The 3,852-nt window shown below is 63.2% G+C and carries 4 protein-coding genes; all 4 read right to left on the bottom strand.

Annotation, left to right across the window (positions count from 1 at the left end):
• Positions 1-76: 76 nt before the first annotated feature.
• Complete coding sequence (locus tag ABE459_RS25745; RefSeq protein WP_323830281.1) at positions 77-565, bottom strand: RDD family protein; 489 nt, start codon at positions 563-565, stop codon at positions 77-79.
• Between the two features lie 92 nt (positions 566-657).
• Positions 658-870 carry a cold-shock protein gene (locus ABE459_RS25740; RefSeq protein WP_010220199.1) on the bottom strand — a complete coding sequence of 71 codons (213 nt, stop codon included), beginning with the start codon at positions 868-870 and terminating at the stop codon, positions 658-660.
• 346 nt (positions 871-1,216) lie between these two features.
• Positions 1,217-2,338, bottom strand: a complete 1,122-nt coding sequence (gene gcvT, locus ABE459_RS25735; RefSeq protein WP_258705004.1) for a glycine cleavage system aminomethyltransferase GcvT — start codon at positions 2,336-2,338, stop codon at positions 1,217-1,219.
• A gap of 26 nt (positions 2,339-2,364) precedes the next feature.
• Positions 2,365-3,741 carry an L-serine ammonia-lyase gene (locus ABE459_RS25730; protein ID WP_125465318.1) on the bottom strand — a complete coding sequence of 459 codons (1,377 nt, stop codon included), beginning with the start codon at positions 3,739-3,741 and terminating at the stop codon, positions 2,365-2,367.
• Positions 3,742-3,852: the final 111 nt, after the last annotated feature.

Here is a 3,852-nt window from a genome sequence, read left to right as displayed (position 1 = left end):
GCGATGGCCTTCGCAACGCCATCGCGGGGCAAGCCCGCTCCCACGAACCGCCGCTCCCACGCTGTGACTTTTGCAGTCACTTTTTACGCTTTGGCAGTCGCACCAACTGCGTGTCGGAGTAGATGTCGTGCCAGCTGCGCTTGCGCTTGTCGAACAGTGACCAGATAAAGCCCAACCCCAGGCACAGCCATGAAGCGATCGACACCACAAAACGCAGCAACGCCTGCCACAGGCTGATGGCGCTGCCATCGGCGTTCTGTACGCGCAGTCCCCATACCTGCATGCCAAGGGTCTGGCCGCCATGGGTCCAGAACTTGGCGAAGAAGCCGAACAGCGCGAACAGCAGGATGGTCGACAGCAGTGGGTCGCCATCCAGTGCGCCGGCCTCGGTCAGTTCGCGCATGCGTGCTTCGCCGATGATCGCCATCTGGATCATCTTGTAGGCACCGGCGGTCACGATCAGCAGGGCGGTGCACAGCAGGAAGTCATAGAACATCGCTGCCAATCGGCGGCCCAGGCCGGCGGGGGGGAATTCACCCTGGGGATTGAGCAAAGGCTTGGACATGCACGACGGCTCCAGATGGCAAAGGCCCATTCTATGGAATTGCGGGCACAAAAAAGCCCCTGTGCGTCAACACAGGGGCTTTTTTTAAGAAGTCAGGCTTCTGCGATGACTTCGTCAGCCTGCATGCCTTTCTGGCCTTGCACGGCAATGAAGGTCACTTTCTGGCCTTCTTTCAGGCTCTTGAAGCCGTTGCCCTGAATGGCACGGAAGTGCACGAACAGATCCGGACCGCTTTCAGGGGTGATGAAACCGAAACCTTTCTCGTCATTGAACCACTTGACGGTACCGCTCTGACGTTGGGACATTGTCTTATTTCCTATGAAACTTGAATTTGATGACAGTTTCTTTCACACGTTATGTACGTGAAAGAGTACTGGGCTGGGTTGCAGGAAAGTAAGAGACGTCGAACGGGTTGTAGCAAATTGCGGCTACTGGCCCAGGTCACGAACTGTTGCGACCCATGCAAACACAGTGCAGTGACTCTACGCCAACTGTCGAGCGAAAAACAAGCCCTGCGCCGGGGTGAAAATCAGGCTTTTCCGAAGCCTTGAGCGATTTGCCCGAAGCGGCATGGCGCCTGGCCTGGCGCTATGTTCAGAAGTTATTGGGCAGGTTCGGAAACGAATATGCCGAACCTGCCCAAACCGTCAATCAACCGCGGTAGTAACGCTGTGCCACGAAAGGCATTCTGCTGACTTTAAGGGCAACTTGCTTGCCACGCACGACAGCGAACAACGCCGTGTCCAGTGCTGCATGTTCGGTATCGACATAGCCCATCGCCACCGGTGCGCCGAGGGTCGGGCCAAATCCACCGCTGCACACCTGGCCAACCATTTTGCCGGTGCCGTCGACAATTTCGGCACCCTCGCGCACCGGGGTGCGTTCCTGTGGCAGCAGGCCTACGCGCTTGCGTGCAACGCCTTGTTGCTGCTGGGCGAATACGGCTGCGGCGCCGGGGAAACCACCAGCACGCGCGCCGTCGGCACGGCGCACCTTGGAGATCGCCCACAGCAGGCTGGCCTCGATCGGCGTGGTGGCGCTATTCATGTCGTGGCCGTACAGGCACAGGCCGGCTTCCAGGCGCAGCGAATCGCGCGCACCGAGGCCGATCGGCTGCACTTCCGGCTCGGCCAGCAGACGGCGGGCCAGGGCTTCGGCGGCGGTCGCCGGTACCGAGATCTCGTAGCCGTCTTCACCGGTGTAGCCCGAGCGGCTGACGAAGCATTCGCTGCCCAACAAGGTGACCGGGCGGAACTGCATGAAGGTCATGCCGGCCACTTCCGGCGCCAGGCGCTCCAGCACCTTGACCGCCGCCGGGCCTTGCAGGGCCAGCAGCGCGCGGGCTTCGAACAGCGGCTCGATTTCGCACCGCGCGCCGATGTGCTGGCGCAGGTGGGCCAGGTCCTGGTCCTTGCAGGCGGCGTTGACCACCAGGAACAGGGTGTCGTCACCCAGGTTGGCGACCATCAGGTCGTCAAGAATGCCGCCTTGTTCGTTGGTGAACATGGCATAGCGCTGCATGCCCACCGGCAGGTCGATGATGTCCACTGGCACCAGGGTTTCCAGCGCGCGGGCCGCATCGCTGCCGCGCAGGACGATCTGGCCCATGTGCGAGACGTCGAACAGGCCGGCCTGCTCGCGGGTGTGCAGGTGCTCCTTGAGCACTCCCAGCGGGTACTGCACCGGCATGTCATAGCCGGCGAACGGCACCATGCGTGCGCCCAGTTCGAGATGCAGGGCGTGCAGTGGGGTCTTGAGCAGTGTTTCGGACATCGGTGACTCCTTGGTTTTTGTTCGGGTCAACATTCGATGATGTTGACGGCCAGACCGCCGCGGGCGGTCTCCTTGTATTTGCTTTTCATGTCGGCGCCGGTCTGGCGCATGGTGCGGATGACCTTGTCGAGCGAGACGTAATGCTGCCCGTCGCCGCGCAGGGCCATGCGCACCGCATTGATCGCCTTCACCGAGCCCATGGCGTTGCGCTCGATGCAGGGCACCTGGACCAGCCCGCCGATGGGGTCGCAGGTCAGGCCCAGGTTATGTTCCATGCCGATCTCGGCGGCGTTCTCCACCTGCTGCGGGGTCCCCCCCATCACCTCGCACAAGGCCCCGGCAGCCATCGAGCAGGCCACGCCGACCTCGCCCTGGCAGCCAACCTCGGCGCCGGAAATCGACGCGTTCTCCTTGTACAGAATGCCGATCGCCGCTGCGGTGAGCAGGAAGCGCACCACTCCATCCTCGTTGGCGCCGGGGACGAAGCGCATGTAGTAGTGCAGCACCGCGGGCACGATGCCGGCCGCGCCATTGGTCGGCGCCGTGACCACGCGCCCGCCGTAGGCGTTTTCCTCGTTCACCGCCAGGGCGTAAAGGTTGACCCAGTCAAGCACCGACAGGGCATCGCGCAGGCTGGCTTCCGGGTGCTGGCTGAGCTGGCGGTACAGCGCCGGCGCGCGGCGCTTGACCTTCAGTCCACCTGGCAGGATGCCCTCGTGGCGGCAACCGGCCTCGACGCAGTCCTGCATCACCTGCCAGATACGCAATAGCCCGGCGCGGGTTTCGGCCTCGGGGCGCCATGCCGCTTCGTTGGCCAGCATCACCTGGCTGAACGAAAACTGTTGCGCGGCGCAATGCCCGAGCAACTGCTTGCCGGTCTTGAACGGGTAGGGCAGCACGGTGCTGTCCTCGACGATGCGGTCATGGCCGGCGGCCTCTTCATCGACCACGAAACCGCCACCCACCGAGTAGTACTCGCGGCTGCGGATCTGCAACCCGGCCGCATCGAAGGCACGGAAGATCATGCCATTGGGGTGGTAGGCCAGCGGCTTGCGGATCATCGCCAGGTGCTGTTTTTCGACGAATTCGATCTCATGCTCGCCAAGCAGGCGCAGCTGGCCGCTGTCGCGGATCGCCTTCAGGCGGGCGGGGATGCTTTCGGTATCGACGGTGTCCGGGTGCTCGCCCTCAAGCCCGAGCAGCACGGCTTTGTCGCTGCCGTGGCCCTTGCCGGTGGCGCCGAGCGAGCCATACAGCTCGGCCTTGACGCTGACCGTGCCGGCCAGCAGGCCGTCACGGCGCAGGCCTTCGGCGAAGCGCGCGGCGGCGCGCATTGGCCCGACCGTGTGGGAGCTGGAGGGGCCGATGCCGATCTTGAACAGGTCGAAGACGCTAAGTGACATGCTGACCTCCCGGCTCTACAGGTTGACGGTGAACCTGTGGGGGCGGCGGTGCGCCGATGCGATTTACCCGCGAATACGTCGGTGAAACCACTATCGCATTCGCGGGTAAAT

Origin of the sequence: Pseudomonas sp. TWI923, assembly GCF_039673365.1 — a bacterium.
GTDB lineage: Bacteria > Pseudomonadota > Gammaproteobacteria > Pseudomonadales > Pseudomonadaceae > Aquipseudomonas > Aquipseudomonas sichuanensis.
Note: the sequence above shows the minus strand (reverse complement) of the source record. Positions and strands in the feature narration are given on the sequence as shown.